This window comes from Streptomyces sp. NPDC046349, assembly GCF_055587885.1.
Window position 1 is genome coordinate 234,910 of the sequence record NZ_JBVJFK010000011.1, and the last position, 16,209, is coordinate 251,118.

The following is a 16,209-nucleotide window of genomic DNA, read 5'->3' on the forward strand; positions in this document are numbered from 1 at the left end:
CGCTGCTCATGGCCGTACGTTAACCTACCAAACACTTGTTAGGGAAGTGACGGCGTCGAGAGGCGGGCACCCGATGGACCTGACCCACACGGCGGAGGTGAAGGCCTTCCGGGCCGAAGCCCGCGCCTGGCTGGCCGACCGCGTGCCCGCCTCCCCGCTGCCCTCGCTGGAGACGCGGGAGGGCTTCGCCGCGCACCGGGAGTGGGAGGCCCTGCTGCACGCGGACCGCTGGTCGGTGGTGTCCTGGCCCGAGGAGTACGGCGGCCGCGGCGTCGGCCTCGTGCAGTGGCTGGTCTTCGAGGAGGAGTACTGGGCGGCGGGCGCACCCGGACGGGTCTCGCAGAACGGCATCAGCCTCCTCGCGCCGACGCTCTTCGACCACGCGACGGCGGAGCAGCGGGCGCGCGTGCTGCCGCCGATGGCGAGCGGCGAGGTGATCTGGGCACAGGCCTGGTCCGAGCCGGAGGCGGGCTCCGACCTGGCCTCGCTGACCTCTCGGGCGGTCCGGACGGAGGGCGGCTGGCTGCTGTCCGGGCAGAAGACCTGGTCCTCGCGGGCGGCGTTCGCGGACCGGGCCTTCGGCATCTTCCGCTCCGACCCGGACACCCCGAAACCGCACCAGGGGCTGACGTACCTGATGTTCGACCTGCGGGCGCCCGGGGTCACGGTGCGGCCCATCGGCCGCCTCGACGGCAAGCCGGCGTTCGCGGAGCTCTTCCTGGACGAGGTCTTCGTACCGGACGAGGACGTGATCGGGGAGCCCGGGCAGGGCTGGCGGATCGCGATGTCGACCACCGGCAACGAACGCGGACTGACCCTGCGCTCCCCCGGCCGGTTCCTGGCGGCGGCGGACCGGCTGGCCGCGCTGTGGCGCGCGCAGGGGGATCCGGCCGACACGGCACTGCGCGACCGGGTGGCCGACGCTGTGGTCGGGGCGCGCGCCTACGAGCTGTTCACCTGGGCCGGCGCCTCCCGGTTCGCCGCAGGCGGGGCCGTCGGCGCCGAGTCCAGCCTGAACAAGGTCTTCTGGTCGGAGTACGACGTCGCCCTGCACGAGACGGCGCTCGACCTGCTCGGGGCGGACGCCGAGCTGGCAGACGGGGAGTGGGCCGAGCCGTGGATCTTCTCGCTGGCCGGTCCGATCTACGCGGGGACGAACGAGATCCAGCGCGACATCATCGCCGAGCGGCTGCTCGGCCTGCCGAAGGGCCGCCGCTGATGCGCTTCCTGCCGACCGCCGAGCAGTCGGCTTTCGCCCGTACGCTGCGCTCCCTGCTGGGCTCGGCGCAGGTCCCGGCGGTGGTGCGGGCCTGGGCCGACGGCGAGCACGGGCCCGGGCTGGCGCTGCGGTCCCGGCTCGCGGCGACGGGCCTGTTCGCGCTGGCCGCACCGGAGTCGTACGAGGGGGCCGGACTGCTCCCGCTGGAGCTGTCGCTGGGCTTCGTGGAGCTGGGCCGGGCGGGGGTGCCGGGGCCGGTGGTGGAGAGCGCCGCCGTGTCGGTGCTGCTGTCGGAGCTGGGGGACGAGGCGCTCGCCAAGCGGTTCCTGCCCGGTCTGGTCTCGGGCGGGGCCTGGGCCACGCTGACGCTGCCGGGCGGGAGCGGCGGGAGCCCGTACGCCCTGGACGCGGACGCGGCGGCGCACTGCTTCGACGTGTCGGCGGCGGGCGAGCTGCGGCTGGCCGCCCCCGGGGAGGTATTGCGGTCGACGGACCCCGCACGGCGGCTGGCGCGGCCCTTGCCGGTCGGGGGTGAACTCCTCGCGGTGGGCCCGGCGGTGGCGCGGGCGGCCGCCGTGGCCGGGCGCTGGGCCCGGCTGCTGACGGCGGCCCAGTGCCTGGGCGTGGGCGAGGCGCTGTTGGAGCGGACGGTCGGATACGTCAAGCAGCGCACCCAGTTCGGGGCGCCGATCGGCTCCTTCCAGGCGGTCAAGCACCGACTGGCGGACACCCTCCTGGCCCTGGAGTTCGCCCGCCCGCTGCTGTGGGCGGCGGCGCTCTCGCCGGCCCCGGGCGACGTGGCGGCAGCGAAGCTGCGCTGCGGCGAGGCGGCGTACCGGGCGGCCATGACGGCGCTCCAGCTCCACGGCGCGGTCGGCTACACCGAGGAGCTGGACCTGTCGTTGTGGCTGCGCAAGGCACGCCCGCTGCGGGATGCCTGGGGCACGCCGTCGGCGTGCCGGGCGGAGGTCCTGCGGCCGGTCACACCCGGGTGACGTTGAGGCTGACGACGTACCTCTCCTCGACCGTGCCGTCGGGGAAGAGCGGAGCCAGCAGCTCGCGCTCCTCGGCGAAATAGGCGCGGGTACCGGCCTCGCCCAGTGTCAGGAAGGCGGAGTGGCTGGCGAGGTTGGCGAGGTGCGCGTCCAGCGGGATGCGCCGGGACCAGCGCACGGAGCGGGTGGTGAACCCGCCGAGCCCGCGGGGCAGCGTACGGAAGCCGTCCCCCTCGGCCGCCCCGAAGAACTCCGCCAGTCGCGCCTCCTGCTCGGCGATCCAGGGGACGGTGAGGTCCGCGTCGTTCCACCAGATGGCGAGCGCTCCGCCGGGGCGCAGCACGCGGCGGGCCTCGGGGACGGAGCGGGCGGGGTCGGTCCAGTGCCAGGCCTGGGCGTAGGTGAGGAGGTCGAACGAGCCGGTGGCCAGCGGCAGCCGGTCACCGTCGCCGCGCACGACCGGGATCCCCGGGTGGGCGCGGCGCAGCTGCGCGGCCATCCCGTCCCCGGGCTCCACGGCCAGCACCTCGGCACCGCGCTCGTGCAGCAGGGCGGTGGCGATGCCGGTTCCCGCCCCCACGTCGGCCACGTGTGCCCCGGCGAGCGGGCGCCCGGCGAGCTCCTCTACGGCGTCGAGGAGGGCCGGCGGGTATCCGGGGCGGTGGGCGGCGTAGGAAGCGGCTGCCGCATCGAAGGAACGGGCGCGTGTCGTCATGCGTCCATTGTTTTCGATCACACGTATTCGATCACACGTACCAGGCGACAAGATCGAGGTATCAGGACATGCGCAGGACCATCTCCGCCATGGCGCTGGGCGCCGCGGCGGCTCTGCTGCTCACCGGCTGCGGGAGCGCGGAGCCGAAGCCGGCTCCGGAAGGGGGCAAGCAGCAGCCGCAGCCCGCGGCATCGCAGCAGCAGGACCGCAGCCCCTCGTCGGCTCCGGCCGCCGGCGGCGGTGCGAAGCACGAGGTGACCCTGGAGGTCGGCGGCACGGGCAGGACGGCCGTCATGTACAGCGGCATCGGCAGCGGCTTCGAGCAGCAGACCCTGCCGTGGACGAAGTCGGGGACGGCCGAACTGACCGCCGCGGAGCAGAAGGTGGGCTACCTGGTGAGCGTGGTCCCGGGCACGATCACGGGCGCCGACGGCAAGCTCCAGCAGGCCCCCTGCACCATCAAGGTCGACGGCAAGGTGGTCGCGGAGAGCGACGGCGTCACGAGCGTGAAGGGGTGCTCCTACACGATCAAGCAGTAGCCGGCGGACTCGTGCGGGCCCCTGCGCCGCCTGTCGTCCCGGGTCAGATCCGGGAGCGGCGCAGGGAGATCCGGACGAGGACGCCGGTCTGGAGCAGCAGGAGGGCTCCGGTGCCGACCGCCTGCCACAGCGGCCGTCCGGGACGGCCGCCGACGGCCCAGGCCGGCCCGTCGGGGTCCACTGTCACCGTCAGCCGTGCGCCGACCGCGAGGTCCATCGCCACGGGGCCGGCCAGGTCGCGGCCCGCCTCGGTGCTCAGGCGCAGCGAGGGGGACATCGCGGCGCCGTCCTCCACCATCGTCCGCTGCACGACCACCGCCGCCTCCTCCCGGCCCCGGTCGTGCAGGACGTGCCGGTCCCAGGTGATCCCGCCGAGCAGCACGATCCCGACGGCGGTGAGCGCCACGGCGGTGCGGGCCACGATCTCGGCGTCGGTGCCGTGCGGTACGGCCGCGCCGACGACGAAGACGGCCAGCAGGACCGGGATCCAGGGGCCCTCCGGCCCGCGCAGCATCCAGATCGCACCGAACTCCACCGCCAGGAGGAGGCAGTTGCGCAGGACCGCTCCCACAGCTCTCCGCGTCAGGTCAGCCATGGACACATCATGCCCGGGCCCGGAGGGCCGGGGCCGCCCCGACCGCCAGGCGGTCCTCAGGACGGTCGTCAGGCAGTCCTCATGGGAGCCGTACGGGAGTGGGCCCGCCAGGCCCCGGCCGACCCGCCCGACCGGCCCGTACTCCAGCACGGGCCGGTGCAGCGGATGTGGCCGGGCCGCCTGCCGGAGCCGGAGCGGATGCGCCCAGCCCGACCCGGCCTGGGCCTACCGGCGGTGACCCTCCAGTGGGCCGAGCGGTAGTACTACGCTTCGGAGCGCGGCCCGGCGGCCGCCATGCTCGACGACATCGAGGCGCGGGGAGACGGGCCGGCGTAGCCGGCCGGCGCTGCCCGGGTCAGTCGATCGGCTTGCCGTCGTGGGTGCCGCCGACGCAGACCCACGAGCCCTTGGTGGACTCGTACTCCACGCTTCCGCCATTCTCCGTGCACATCTGCCCGTCGATCGCGGGCGCTGCGGCCTGCGCAGCCGGAGCCATGGCGGCAAGAGCGGCCAAGATCGCAGCGGCGATGAGCCCGAGAAGTCGTGCACGCATCGGAACCTCCACAGGATGGGCGACACGGTCGTCACCAGCCTCGCCCGCAGCGCCTCCAGGCACCCACCCTGTTACTCCATTCGAGTGATGGCCGGGGCCCCGTCATTGCACGGGTAGGCGTGCCCGGGAGGCGTGTTCCAGCGGCGTTCACCCGAGTGCGGGCGCAGGCTGACGGCATGGATACCAAACCCTCTGTGGTCGTAGGACCACCGGATGACGACGGCTTGCGGAAAGTCGTGATCGACGGCAAGAGCAAGGGCAAGGTGTGGAGCCACCACGAACTGCAGAAGGTGCTGCATCGCGCCGGCGTCCCACCTGAGGCCCCTATCGATTGGCGCGGCGGAAACTGCACCGTATGGCCGGCGCACTCTTGGGGGCGCCGCCTGACCGGCGCGGTCATGGCAGCCGGCTTCCTGGCGACCGCAGGCATGTGCGCCTGGATTGGAATGAAGGACTCCGTTGACGCCCTCACCTTCGCCGGCCGGGTGACAGGATTCGTCTTCCTGTTCATGGCCGCCGTGGAGTTGGTCGCCTTCGCGGCCTGTTTCGACTACTGGCGCAAGCGCAAGCTGCAGCACTCGGGCCCGGCCCTCCTCTTCGGAGCGCTGGTGGAACTCTTCGTCGGCGTGGTGCTGCTCGTGATGTTCTTCGCCAGCAAGGGCAGGCCCGCTTACGCCCTGTGCCTGCTGCTCTGGGCAGGCCTCATCATCTGCGCTTCATGGTCCCTTTGGATGCTCTACCGCCGCCGGGTGTGGAAGGCGCTCCGCTATCCCGGCCGCATCGCGGTCGGGGCGATCGTCTCCACCGTCCTCGTCATCACCAACTTGGCTTACACACAGATCTACCTCCCCTCCATATCCCGCACGCTGGTGCAGGGCACGGCCGAAATCGGGAAGCCGAGCCTGAACAAAGCGGGGACGAAAATGTTCCTGCCGGTGCGCCTGCACCTCAAGAACTCCGGCGAGGTTCCGGTCCACGTCCTCGGCAGCATCTACTGGATCCACACCCGGCTCGCGAGCGATCCGAAAGAGAAGTACAGGCTGCTCGAACCCGGCGAGCTGGTCAAGCCACCAGGGCAGGAGCTGAGCCCCGGCGAGGAGATCTCGGAGGACGTGGTCGCCGAGATCGAAAAGCCGATGGACGCCGACTACGAAGCGGTCACGGCCCAGGTGGAGGCCTACGCTTTCAGGCAGGACAGGATGAGATTGGATGTCGATTACGAGCGGTCCGGCAAATGGCGGGGCAAGCTCGAGGAGGAGGGAAAAGAGAACGACCCTCCGAGCCCGACGAAGGACGGCAAGGAGTATTTTCGATACCAGGCCCCCATCTCCCAGAGCAGTGAACTCCTGAATTTGACACGCGGTCGGGAGCGCGTGACCGTCTGGTGGCTGTACCGTCCTCTTCCCGTCGTCTACGTCCATGTCGCGAGCCCCGATGACAAGCGGGTCTTCAGCCTCAAGGACCCCACGGAGCACAGGCAGGCTGTCGACCGCTACGGTCTGGCCTTCGTGCGCGGTTCGCTGATCCAGACGCCGTACCCGCAGCTCCTCAGGGAGGCCCAGGCCCGGCGCCCGAAGTGACCACGCGCCACCGGCCCTCCCCGTACCCTCGCCCCATGACCAGCAGCGCCATCAGCCTCCGCAAGGTCGAGGAGTCGGCTCCGGCCCTCGTGAACCTCTACAAGACGGCCGGGATATCCCTGCGCAAGCACGGCATGGAGGGCGGACGCGCCGCCGTCTACCTGGTCCTGGACTACTCCGGGTCGATGCGCCCGTACTACCAGGACGGCAGCGTGCAGGCCCTCGCGGACCGGGTGCTGGGACTGTCGGCGCACCTGGACGACGACGCCCGTGTGCCGGTGGTGTTCTTCTCCACGGAGGTCGACGCGGTGGAGGAGATCTCCCTTCCCGGACACGAGGGCCGGGTCAACGAGATCGCCTCCCGCCTGGGCCACATGGGCAAGACCGCCTACCACGCGGCGATGGACGCGGTGATCGACCACTATCTCGACTCGGGCTCCACGAGACCCGCCCTCGTCGTCTTCCAGACCGACGGCGGGCCGATCAACAAGCTCGCCGCCGAGAAGTACCTGTGCAAGGCGGCCCGGCTGCCGCTCTTCTGGCAGTTCGTCGGCTTCGGCAACACCCGCAGCACGCAGTTCGACTTCCTGCGCCGGCTGGACGAGCTGCCCGTGCCCGCGAAGCGGCCGGTGGACAACGCGGGCTACTTCCACGCCGGGCAGGACCCCCGCGCCGTGTCGGACGGCGAACTGTACGACCGGCTCGTCGGGGAGTACCCGGCCTGGCTGGCGGCGGCACGCGGTGCGGGGATCGTGCGCGCCTGACCCGGCCCCGCCGCCGCCCGCGCTTTGATGGACGTATGACGCATACCAGTTGGGCAGTCTTCGAGAAGGCGGAACCGGACTTCGCGGCGGCCGTGCAGGCCCGCTTCGCGCAGTACCCGCACCACGTCCTGGCCACCCTGCGCAAGGACGGCTCCCCGCGGGTTACCGGCCTGAACGTCGACATCCGGGGCGGTGAGCTGTGGCTCGGGATGATGGCGGGCTCGATGAAGGCCAGGGACCTCCAGCGCGACCCCCGCTTCGCCCTGCACACCAATCCGGGCGAGGGCGAGACCATGCCGGACGGGGACGTACGGATCTCCGGGCGCGCGGTGGAACTCGTCGATCCGCCCGAACTCCACCGGTACGCGGAGGAGACGGAGACCCCGCACCCCTTCCACCTCTTCTACGCCGACCTCACGGAGGTCGTCCACATCGGCATCGAGGGCGACGACCTGGTGATGCGGACCTGGCTCCCGGAGCACGGCCTGCGCACGCAGCGCCGGGGCAACGACGACGAACCGCCGCGTGAGGACCCTGCGCCGGCGGCCGGATGACCGGAGCGTGGCATTCATATGCGCGACCTGTAACGATCCCCCGCGTGGCGTGAATCCGATGCCACGCGGGGCATTCTGACCGCACCGAGCTGAACCCATGTCAGCCGGCCGGCCGGCCGCCCGGCCAGTCATCCAGAGAGCCGCCACGGGGGATCACGATGCACACCTGCCCGAACACAGCCGGACGTACCCGAACGCTCGCGTTCCTGAGCCTGACGGCCGCCGCGCTCCTCGCGACGACCACGGCCTGCGGGCCTGCAGCCGACGACAAGTCGGGCACCACGGCGACTCCGAAGCCCTCCGCGCCCACGCCGGGAGCCGCCTCCGGTACCCCCTCCCCCTCGGCCACCTCCGCCGTGCCCCGGCCGGGTGAGGCGGAGGGCGAACCTGTGGGCAAGAACAACAACTGCTCCGACGAGTACGCCCAGGTGTCCGTGGAGTGGGCCGTGCCGCCGACCAAGGACGACTCGAAGCTCCTGCTCACCGTGGTCAACACGGGCCCCAGGACCTGCCTGCTGACCTCCCACCCGGTGCTCCGGATCAAAGACGGGCACGGGCGGCTGGTGGCCGTCTTCGAGAACACCAGGCCCCAGACCCCGGTGGTCCTCGGACCCGGCAAGGAGGCCTACGCAGGCCTGCTCGCCCGGCAGGGCGGCAAGGCAGCCGGAACGCTCACGACCGACCTCGCGCTCGCCCCGCACGGCCAGAGCCCCGAGGAGAACACGGGCGAGGGAACGCTCCTCCAACTGCCGTCCGGGGGCGTGCACATGGATGACGAGGCGCGTGTGACGTACTGGCAGAGCACCTCGGAGAGCGCGGCGTCACCGCTGTTCACCCGCTGAGCCCTGCCGGGGCCGGGCCCCTGAGTACGCGTACTCAGGCGAATGTCAGTACCTCTGGGTAGCGTCGCGACTGTCCGACGGACGGACGGCACGACAACCCTGGGGGACGACATGAAGAAGCGCTTCGCAGCCCTGGCGGCCTTGGCACCGGCATGCGCCCTGGCTCTGGTGGCCGCCCCGGCCGAGGCCTCGCCGACGGGCGAGATCATCGGCTACCCGGGCCCTGACGGCCTGATCTGGATCGCCGACCAGGCCGGCTCCAGCGGCTTCGTCTCCGGCGGCCTCTCCGCGAGCCTGGACACGTTCATCACCTTCGGATGCGCGGGAGGCGGCACCATCGAGGTGTCGTTCAAGCTCCAGGAGCACCCCGACCGCGACCCGGCCCCCTTCACCGTCGACTGCCCCGGCACGGACCCGACGGTGGTCACGCTCCCCCTCGGCACCGGCCTCCACGGCGGATTTACCGCCTGGGTGACCGCCTCGACCCCGACCACCCACTGGGGCGCCACGGTCACGCAGCCCGAGTAACCCGGCAGGGATCGAAGCGCCCGCCACACCCGGCGGGCGCTTCAGGGGCGGTGCTGCACGATTTGGATGAACGACACCCAAGGGGCGGCGGCAAAAACGATCACCGGGCCGGTGTCGGCCAGCTTGCTGTCGCGGACGGGGACGACGCCGGGGAGGTCGTCGGACACCTCGACGCAGTTGGCGCCGTCGGAGTTGGAGTACGAGGACGTCCGCCAGGACAGGCCGTTCAGGTCTGCGCGCATGTCGCGTACTCCTCCGCCACCGAATCGATCAAGGCCAAGGAGGCCGCCGGTGCCAGCGCAGCGGCCCTTGCAAGATCGTAGAGCTTCCAGTGGCGCTGGACCAGGGCCGGATAGTCGATCAAGTGCCCCACCCGGGGGCCTTCTGTGTAGACCACGTCGGGCGCGTCGACGAACTGCATGATGCTGACCAGCGAGCCCAGAGTGCCCTGGGCTCCGACGGAAAACGGGACCACCTGCACGACGATCCTGTTGTCGCGGACGCGGGCGGCGATGTGCCGCAGTTGGGCATCCATGACAGCGGGCCCCCCCACCTGCGTCCGCAGAACCGCCTCGTGCAGGACGAACCAGAGTTCGGGGGTCACCGGATCATCGAGGAGGCGCTGGCGCTCCATTCGGGACGCAACCAGGGACTCGACGTACTCCTCGGGCGCGGTGGGATTGCCTCCACGGATGACCGCGCGCGCGTAGTCCTCCGTCTGGAGGAGACCCAGGACCAGGCTGGATCCGTACTCGTACATCGCCGTGGCCCGGGTCTCCAGTTCGGCCGCCGCAGCGAAGTACTCGACGTACCTGGACTTGAACGCCTTCGCCAACCGGTAGAAGTAGTCCCCCGTACCCAGCTCGCGGTCGATGAGTACCGCGATCTCGGGGCGCAGACGGCGCTGACCGCCCTCCATCTGCCCGACGTAGGACCCGGTGGCGAAGATCCGCTCGCCCAGCGCGGCCTGGGTCATCCCCGCCGCCTCCCGATGGCGCCGCAGCTCCTCCCGGGCGAACTCCTCCGGCGTCTGCGCCGCGCCACCCTCACCCTTCGGCTTGGCCATGCGACAACTCCCCGCTCCTACGGTCCCCTTGGCGGGCAGCAGCGTAGTCCTCACCACGACGCCGGGGCAGCGGATCGCATTCATACGACCGCGAAACGCCACAGCGCCCGCCACCCCTGGTCGGGGACGTGGCGGGCGCTGCGTCGGGTGTTCCGTACGCCGTTGTACGGACCGTATGAGGGGTCCCGCCCTTCGCGGGGCGGGGGTGCTTCGGTGGCTACACCGTCAGCGAGCGGTCCGTCGGCTTGACCGGGTACGGGAGGGTGCTGCTGCCGGTCAGGAAGCGGTCCACGCCGCGGGCGGCCGACCGGCCCTCCGCGATGGCCCAGACGATGAGCGACTGGCCGCGGCCCGCGTCGCCGGCGACGAAGACGCCGTCGACGTTGGTCGCGTAGGAGGCGTCGCGGTCGATGTTGCCGCGGGCGTCCAGCTCCACGCCGAACTGCTGGACCAGGCCGTTCGCCTGGTCGGTGCCCGTGAAGCCCATCGCCAGGGTCACCAGCTGCGCGGGGAGGACGCGCTCGGTGCCGGGCTTCTGGACGAGCTTGCCGTCGACGAACTCGACCTCGACCAGGTGCAGCGCCTGGACGTTGCCGTCCTCGTCGCCCTCGAAGTGGGTGGTGGAGACGGAGTAGACCCGCTCGCCGCCCTCCTCGTGGGCCGAGGTGACCTTGTAGAGCATCGGGAACGTCGGCCACGGCTGGTTGGCGTTCCGCTCCTCGCCCGGCTTCGGCATGATCTCCAGCTGCGTGACCGAGGCCGCGCCCTGGCGGTGGGCGGTGCCCACGCAGTCCGCGCCGGTGTCGCCGCCGCCGATGACGACCACGTGCTTGCCCTCGGCCGTGATCGGCGGGGCCAGGAAGTCGCCCTCCTGGACCTTGTTCGCGAGCGGCAGGTACTCCATCGCGAAGTGGATGCCCTTGAGGTCGCGCCCGGGGACCGGCAGGTCGCGCGAGACGGTGGCACCGGCCGCGACGACGACCGCGTCGAACCGCTTGCGCAGGTCGGTGGCCGTGATGTCACGGCCGACCTCGATGCCGGTGCGGAACTTGGTGCCCTCCGCGCGCATCTGCTCGATGCGGCGGTTGATGTGCACCTTCTCCATCTTGAACTCGGGGATGCCGTAGCGCAGCAGGCCGCCGATGCGGTCGGCGCGCTCGTACACGACCACGGTGTGGCCGGCCCGGGTCAGCTGCTGGGCGGCGGCCAGGCCGGCCGGGCCCGAACCGATCACGGCGACGGTCTTGCCGGACAGGCGCTCCGGGGGCTGCGGGGTGACGTCCCCGTTGTCCCACGCCTTGTCGATGATCGAGACCTCGACGTTCTTGATGGTGACGGCCGGCTGGTTGATGCCGAGCACGCACGCGGACTCGCACGGCGCCGGGCACAGGCGGCCCGTGAACTCCGGGAAGTTGTTCGTCGCGTGCAGCCGCTCCGACGCCGCCGCCCAGTCGTCGCGGTACGCGAAGTCGTTCCACTCGGGGATCAGGTTCCCGAGCGGGCAGCCGTTGTGGCAGAACGGGATGCCGCAGTCCATGCAGCGGCCGGCCTGCTTGCTGATGATCGGCAGCAGCGAGCCCGGGACGTAGACCTCGTTCCAGTCCTTCAGCCGGTCGGCGACGGGACGGGAGCAGGCGGTCTCGCGCGTGGTGGTGAGGAAGCCCTTCGGGTCAGCCATTGGTCGCCGCCTCCATCATCTTCTCCGTGGTCTCGGATTCCGAGAGTCCGGCGAGCTCAGCGGCGTCCTTGGCGGCGAGCACTGCCTTGTACGTGGTCGGGATGATCTTGCTGAAGCGGTCCACCGCGACGGACCAGTCAGCCAGGAGCTTCGCGGCCACGGTCGAGCCGGTCTCCTCCTCGTGGCGGCGCACCACATCGTGCAGCCACTGCTTGTCGGTGTCGGACAGGGCCTCGACCGCGCCCGCGTTGCCGACGTTGACGTTGTTCGGGTCGAGGTCGATGACGTACGCGACGCCGCCCGACATGCCGGCCGCGAAGTTGCGGCCCGTCTCGCCCAGGACGACCGCCGTGCCGCCGGTCATGTACTCGCAGCCGTGGTCGCCCACGCCCTCCGAGACGACCAGGGCACCGGAGTTGCGGACGCAGAAGCGCTCGCCGGTGCGGCCGCGCAGGAACATCTCGCCGCCGGTGGCTCCGTAGCCGATGGTGTTTCCGGCGATGGTGGAGTACTCGGCGAGGTGGTCGGCGCCGCGGTCCGGGCGGACCACGATCCGGCCGCCGGAGAGGCCCTTGCCGACGTAGTCGTTGGCATCGCCTTCCAGGCGGAGGGTGATGCCCTTCGGGACGAAGGCGCCGAAGGACTGGCCGGCGCTGCCCGTGAAGGTCAGGTCGATGGTGTTGTCGGGCAGGCCCGCACCGCCGAACTTCTTGGTGACGTGGTGTCCGAGCATCGTGCCGACGGTCCGGTTGATGTTCCGGATCGAGACCTGGGCGCGGACCGGCAGGGCCGCCTCGGCGCTCTCGGCGTTCAGCGCGTCGGCCGCCAGCTCGATCAGCTCGTTGTCGAGGGCCTTCTCCAGGCCGTGGTCCTGCTCGATCAGGGCGTGGCGGACCGCACCCTCGGGCAGTTCGGGCACGTAGAAGAGCGGCTCCAGGTCGAGGCCCTGCGCCTTCCAGTGCGTGACGGCCTTGGTGGTGTCGAGGAGCTCGGCGTGGCCGACGGCCTCCTCGATCGTGCGGAAGCCCAGCTCGGCGAGGATCTCGCGGACCTCCTCGGCGATGAACTCGAAGAAGTTCACCACGAATTCGGGCTTGCCGGAGAAGCGGTCCCGCAGGACCGGGTTCTGGGTGGCGATGCCGACCGGGCAGGTGTCCAGGTGGCAGACGCGCATCATGACGCAGCCGGAGACGACGAGCGGCGCGGTCGCGAAACCGAACTCCTCGGCGCCGAGCAGCGCGGCGATGACCACGTCGCGGCCGGTCTTGAGCTGGCCGTCGGTCTGGACGACGATGCGGTCGCGCAGGCCGTTGAGCAGCAGGGTCTGCTGGGTCTCGGCGAGGCCGAGCTCCCAGGGGCCGCCCGCGTGCTTGAGCGAGGTGAGCGGGGAGGCGCCCGTACCGCCGTCGTGGCCGGAGATCAGGACGACGTCCGCGTGGGCCTTGGAGACACCCGCCGCGACCGTGCCGACGCCGACTTCGGAGACCAGCTTCACGTGGATGCGGGCGGCCGGGTTGGCGTTCTTGAGGTCGTGGATCAGCTGGGCCAGGTCCTCGATGGAGTAGATGTCGTGGTGCGGCGGCGGGGAGATCAGGCCGACACCCGGGGTGGAGTGCCGGGTCTTGGCGACCCACGGGTAGACCTTGTGGCCGGGCAGCTGGCCGCCCTCGCCGGGCTTGGCGCCCTGCGCCATCTTGATCTGGATGTCGTCCGCGTTGACCAGGTACTCGCTCGTCACACCGAAGCGGCCGGAGGCGACCTGCTTGATGGAGGAGCGGCGCGCCGGGTCGTACAGGCGCTCCGGGTCCTCGCCGCCCTCACCGGTGTTGGACTTGGCGCCCAGCTGGTTCATGGCGATGGCGAGGGTCTCGTGCGCCTCCTTGGAGATGGAGCCGTACGACATGGCGCCGGTGGAGAAGCGCTTGACGATCTCGGAGACCGGCTCGACCTCGTCAATGGAGATCGACGGGCGGTCGGACCTGAAGCCGAACAGGCCGCGGAGCGTCATCAGGCGCTCGGACTGCTCGTTCACGCGGTCCGTGTACTGCCGGAAGATGTCGTACCGGCGGTTGCGGGTGGCGTGCTGGAGGCGGAAGACCGTCTCCGGGTCGAACAGGTGCGGCTCGCCCTCGCGGCGCCACTGGTACTCGCCGCCGATGTCCAGGGCGCGGTGCGTGGCCGCGACGCCGGAGACCGGGTACGCCTTGGCGTGGCGGGCGGCCACCTCCTTGGCGATGACGTCCAGGCCGGCGCCGCCGATCTTGGTGGCGGTGCCGTTGAAGTAGGTCTCGACGAACTCGTCGTTGAGGCCGACGGCCTCGAAGACCTGGGCGCCGCGGTAGGAGGCGACGGTGGAGATGCCCATCTTGGACATGACCTTCAGGACGCCCTTGCCGAGCGCGTAGATCAGGTTCTTGATGGCCTGCTCCGGCTCCAGGCCGGACAGGAAGGTACCGGCGCGCAGCAGGTCCTCGACGGACTCCATGGCGAGGTACGGGTTGACCGCGGCGGCGCCGTAGCCGATGAGCAGGGCGACGTGGTGGACCTCGCGGACGTCGCCGGCCTCGACGAGCAGGCCCACCTGGGTGCGCTGCTTGGTGGCGATGAGGTGGTGGTGCACGGCGGCGGTGAGCAGCAGCGACGGGATCGGCGCGTGCTCGGCGTCCGAGTGGCGGTCCGAGAGGACGATCAGGCGGGCGCCGTTGGCGATCGCCGCGTCGGCCTCGGCACGGATCTCCTCGATCCGGGCGGCGAGTGCCTCGCCGCCGCCGGAGACCCGGTAGAGGCCCGAGAGCGTGGCGGCCTTCATGCCGGGCATGTCGCCGTCGGCGTTGATGTGGATGAGCTTGGCCAGCTCGTCGTTGTCGATCACCGGGAAAGGCAGGGTGACGCTGCGGCAGGACGCGGCGGTCGGCTCCAGCAGGTTGGACTGCGGGCCGATCGAGGACAGCAGCGAGGTGACGAGCTCCTCGCGGATGGCGTCCAGCGGCGGGTTGGTGACCTGCGCGAACAGCTGGGTGAAGTAGTCGAAGAGCAGCCGGGGGCGCTCGGACAGGGCCGCGATCGGGGAGTCCGTGCCCATGGAGCCGAGCGGCTCGCCGCCGGTACGGGCCATCGGCGCGAGGATGACGCGCAGCTCTTCCTCGGTGTAGCCGAAGGTCTGCTGGCGGCGGGTGACCGAGGCGTGCGTGTGCACGATGTGCTCGCGCTCGGGCAGGTCCGTCAGCTCGATCTCGCCGGTCTCCAGCCATTCGGCGTAGGGGGCGGCGGAGGCGAGCTCGTTCTTGATCTCGTCGTCCTCGACGATCCGCTTCTGGGCGGTGTCGACCAGGAACATCTTGCCGGGCTGCAGGCGGCCCTTGCGGACGACCTTGGCCGGGTCGATGTCGAGGACGCCGACCTCGGAGCCGAGGACGACGAGGCCGTCGTCGGTGACCCAGTAGCGGCCGGGGCGCAGGCCGTTGCGGTCGAGGACCGCGCCGACCTGGGTGCCGTCGGTGAAGGTCACGCAGGCCGGGCCGTCCCAGGGCTCCATCAGCGTGGAGTGGTACTGGTAGAAGGCACGGCGGGCCGGGTCCATGGAGGTGTGGTTCTCCCACGCCTCCGGGATCATCATCAGCACGCTGTGCGGCAGCGACCGGCCACCGAGGTGGAGCAGCTCCAGGACCTCGTCGAAGGAGGCGGAGTCGGAGGCGTCCGGGGTGCAGATCGGGAAGATGCGGTCGAGCGCCCCCTCGCCGAAGGCGGTCGACGCGAGCTGGGACTCGCGGGCCTTCATCCAGTTCCGGTTGCCCTTGACCGTGTTGATCTCGCCGTTGTGCGCGACGAAGCGGTAGGGGTGGGCGAGCGGCCAGGAGGGGAAGGTGTTCGTGGAGAAGCGCGAGTGGACCAGGGCGAGCGCCGAGGCGAAGCGGCGGTCGGAGAGGTCGGGGAAGAAGGGCTCCAGCTGGCCGGTGGTCAGCATGCCCTTGTAGACGATGGTGCGGGCGGAGAGCGACGGGAAGTACACGCCGGCCTCGCGCTCGGCGCGCTTGCGCAGCACGAACGCCTTGCGGTCCAGCTCGATGCCCGTGGTGCCGTTGCTGACGAACAGCTGGCGGAAGGCGGGCATGGTGGCGCGGGCGCCGTTGCCGAGCAGGTCCGGGGTGACCGGGACCTCGCGCCAGCCGAGGACCGTGAGGTCCTCCTGCGCGGCGATGGCCTCGATCTGCTCCGCGGCGACGGCCTGTGCGGTGCCGTCGGCGGGGAGGAAGGCGATGCCGACGGCGTACGCGCCGGCCTCGGGGAGCTCGAATCCGGCGACCTCGCGCAGGAAGGCGTCCGGCACCTGGGACAGGATTCCCGCGCCGTCGCCGGAGTCCGGTTCGGAGCCGGTGGCGCCACGGTGCTCGAGGTTCCGCAGGACGGTCAGGGCCTGCTCAACGAGGGTGTGGGTGGCCTCGCCGGTGAGGTTCGCCACGAATCCGACGCCGCAGGCGTCCTTCTCGTTGCGCGGGTCGTACATGCCCTGCTGGGCGGGGCGACCGTCCATGGGCGACCAGGCGGTGTTCAGGCCGGTCGCGGAGTGCGTGGATGCGGAAC

At 71.1% G+C, this 16,209-nt stretch carries 16 protein-coding genes; 9 read left to right on the forward strand and 7 right to left on the reverse strand.

The annotated features are described in order from the left end of the window. The first annotated feature begins 73 nt into the window (after nucleotides 1–73). On the forward strand, nucleotides 74–1,219 hold the full coding sequence (locus ACZ6JS_RS26040) for an acyl-CoA dehydrogenase family protein (protein ID WP_469301397.1): 1,146 nt from the start codon (nucleotides 74–76) through the stop codon (nucleotides 1,217–1,219). Beyond that, entirely contained in the window at nucleotides 1,219–2,214 is a 996-nt protein-coding gene (locus ACZ6JS_RS26045) for an acyl-CoA dehydrogenase family protein (protein WP_469301398.1), read from the forward strand. Before ACZ6JS_RS26040 ends, ACZ6JS_RS26045 begins: the two co-directional genes overlap by 1 nt. On the opposite strand, the gene ACZ6JS_RS26050 is transcribed toward ACZ6JS_RS26045, so the two are convergent. Beyond that, nucleotides 2,201–2,929, reverse strand: coding sequence for a class I SAM-dependent methyltransferase (locus ACZ6JS_RS26050; protein WP_469301399.1), 729 nt, complete (start codon nucleotides 2,927–2,929; stop codon nucleotides 2,201–2,203). The two genes, ACZ6JS_RS26045 and ACZ6JS_RS26050, sit on opposite strands and share 14 nt — an antisense overlap. 68 nt (nucleotides 2,930–2,997) lie before the next feature. Here ACZ6JS_RS26050 and ACZ6JS_RS26055 point away from each other — a divergent pair, with 68 nt between their 5' ends. Further along, nucleotides 2,998–3,468, forward strand: coding sequence for a hypothetical protein (locus tag ACZ6JS_RS26055; RefSeq protein WP_469301401.1), 471 nt, complete (start codon nucleotides 2,998–3,000; stop codon nucleotides 3,466–3,468). Nucleotides 3,469–3,511: 43 nt separating this feature from the next. On the opposite strand, the gene ACZ6JS_RS26060 is transcribed toward ACZ6JS_RS26055, so the two are convergent. Further along, nucleotides 3,512–4,063: a hypothetical protein gene (locus ACZ6JS_RS26060; RefSeq protein WP_469301402.1), complete on the reverse strand. Its 552-nt coding sequence runs from the start codon at nucleotides 4,061–4,063 to the stop codon at nucleotides 3,512–3,514. An 81-nt stretch (nucleotides 4,064–4,144) separates the two neighbouring features. Between ACZ6JS_RS26060 and ACZ6JS_RS26065 the strand changes: the two genes are divergently transcribed. After that, nucleotides 4,145–4,324: a hypothetical protein gene (locus ACZ6JS_RS26065; RefSeq protein ID WP_469301404.1), complete on the forward strand. Its 180-nt coding sequence runs from the start codon at nucleotides 4,145–4,147 to the stop codon at nucleotides 4,322–4,324. 94 nt (nucleotides 4,325–4,418) lie between these two features. Here the strand turns inward: ACZ6JS_RS26065 and ACZ6JS_RS26070 are convergent, their stop codons facing one another. Continuing rightward, nucleotides 4,419–4,616 (reverse strand): hypothetical protein, encoded by a 198-nt coding sequence (locus ACZ6JS_RS26070; protein ID WP_469301405.1) that lies wholly within the window; start codon nucleotides 4,614–4,616, stop codon nucleotides 4,419–4,421. Between the two features lie 176 nt (nucleotides 4,617–4,792). Between ACZ6JS_RS26070 and ACZ6JS_RS26075 the strand changes: the two genes are divergently transcribed. From ACZ6JS_RS26075 to ACZ6JS_RS26095, 5 genes are all read left to right on the forward strand, one after another. Further along, nucleotides 4,793–6,196 (forward strand): hypothetical protein, encoded by a 1,404-nt coding sequence (locus ACZ6JS_RS26075; RefSeq protein WP_469301407.1) that lies wholly within the window; start codon nucleotides 4,793–4,795, stop codon nucleotides 6,194–6,196. A 35-nt stretch (nucleotides 6,197–6,231) separates the two neighbouring features. Beyond that, complete coding sequence (locus ACZ6JS_RS26080) at nucleotides 6,232–6,960, forward strand: VWA domain-containing protein (protein WP_469301409.1); 729 nt, start codon at nucleotides 6,232–6,234, stop codon at nucleotides 6,958–6,960. 35 nt (nucleotides 6,961–6,995) lie between these two features. Then, nucleotides 6,996–7,514: a pyridoxamine 5'-phosphate oxidase family protein gene (locus tag ACZ6JS_RS26085; RefSeq protein ID WP_469301411.1), complete on the forward strand. Its 519-nt coding sequence runs from the start codon at nucleotides 6,996–6,998 to the stop codon at nucleotides 7,512–7,514. 158 nt (nucleotides 7,515–7,672) lie between these two features. Next, a complete protein-coding gene (locus tag ACZ6JS_RS26090) occupies nucleotides 7,673–8,356 on the forward strand; it encodes a DUF4232 domain-containing protein (protein ID WP_469301413.1) in 684 nt (227 codons plus the stop codon). Nucleotides 8,357–8,467: 111 nt separating this feature from the next. Continuing rightward, on the forward strand, nucleotides 8,468–8,884 hold the full coding sequence (locus tag ACZ6JS_RS26095) for a hypothetical protein (protein ID WP_469301415.1): 417 nt from the start codon (nucleotides 8,468–8,470) through the stop codon (nucleotides 8,882–8,884). Nucleotides 8,885–8,925: 41 nt separating this feature from the next. On the opposite strand, the gene ACZ6JS_RS26100 is transcribed toward ACZ6JS_RS26095, so the two are convergent. The 4 genes from ACZ6JS_RS26100 to gltB all read right to left on the reverse strand — a co-directional run bounded on the left by ACZ6JS_RS26100 (nucleotide 8,926) and on the right by gltB (nucleotide 16,159). Further along, nucleotides 8,926–9,126, reverse strand: coding sequence for a DUF397 domain-containing protein (locus tag ACZ6JS_RS26100; RefSeq protein WP_469301417.1), 201 nt, complete (start codon nucleotides 9,124–9,126; stop codon nucleotides 8,926–8,928). After that, entirely contained in the window at nucleotides 9,111–9,950 is an 840-nt protein-coding gene (locus ACZ6JS_RS26105) for a helix-turn-helix domain-containing protein (RefSeq protein ID WP_469301419.1), read from the reverse strand. Before ACZ6JS_RS26105 ends, ACZ6JS_RS26100 begins: the two co-directional genes overlap by 16 nt. Nucleotides 9,951–10,167: 217 nt before the next feature. Beyond that, nucleotides 10,168–11,628, reverse strand: coding sequence for a glutamate synthase subunit beta (locus ACZ6JS_RS26110; protein ID WP_469301420.1), 1,461 nt, complete (start codon nucleotides 11,626–11,628; stop codon nucleotides 10,168–10,170). Continuing rightward, complete coding sequence (gene gltB / locus ACZ6JS_RS26115; protein ID WP_469301599.1) at nucleotides 11,621–16,159, reverse strand: glutamate synthase large subunit; 4,539 nt, start codon at nucleotides 16,157–16,159, stop codon at nucleotides 11,621–11,623. Before gltB ends, ACZ6JS_RS26110 begins: the two co-directional genes overlap by 8 nt. Nucleotides 16,160–16,209: the final 50 nt, after the last annotated feature.